This window comes from Faecalitalea cylindroides ATCC 27803, from assembly GCF_000469305.1.
Classification (GTDB): domain Bacteria; phylum Bacillota_I; class Bacilli_A; order Erysipelotrichales; family Erysipelotrichaceae; genus Faecalitalea; species Faecalitalea cylindroides.
The window spans coordinates 1-614 of sequence record NZ_KI270995.1; the positions used below are offsets into that span (position 1 = coordinate 1).

General features: G+C 39.7%; 1 protein-coding gene. It reads left to right on the forward strand.

Going from position 1 to position 614, the window contains the following annotated elements; genetic code table 11:
* The coding region (locus HMPREF0367_RS04960) for an immunoglobulin-like domain-containing protein (RefSeq protein WP_035401767.1) at positions 1-580 on the forward strand (580 nt) is incomplete at its 5' end.
* Between the last annotated feature and the right edge of the window lie 34 nt (positions 581-614).

Here is a 614-nt window from a genome sequence, read left to right on the forward strand (position 1 = left end):
AACCATCAATGTAGGTGAAGATATTGATCTTATGGAGGGTGTTCGTGCCTACGATGGAACTGTAGATCTTACGGCTTCCATTGAAGTAACTGGAACAGTGGATAACACTCAATCCGGTCAATATGAAGTGACTTATAAAGTAACGGATCAAGCTGGAAATACAACGGAAAAGACGATTACCATTACAGTAAACGCACTTCCAGTTTTCCATGCCGGTGATATTACGATCACGGTAGGCGATGCATTTGATCCAATGCAGGGTGTAACGGCAACCGATGCAGAAGATGGTGACCTTACGGGCAAGATTGTTATCACTAAAAATACAGTAGATACTTCCAAAGCTGGAAAATATACCGTGGTATATGAAGTAACGGATAGTCATGGGACCCGTGTAGTCAGAACGATTTATGTAACAGTACAGCAAAAAACAACGGATACCGGTAAAGAGAATTCCAATAAAGATTCTGCCAAAGATACAGCACAAACAAGCACACAGACAAATATTTTAGCTTGGTCTGTATTGGGAATAGCTTCTCTAGGTGCTTTGTTAGCTGTATTGTTTAAACGTAAACATTATTAAAATTGAATCATGATGAAAGGATGCTTATGTGAGC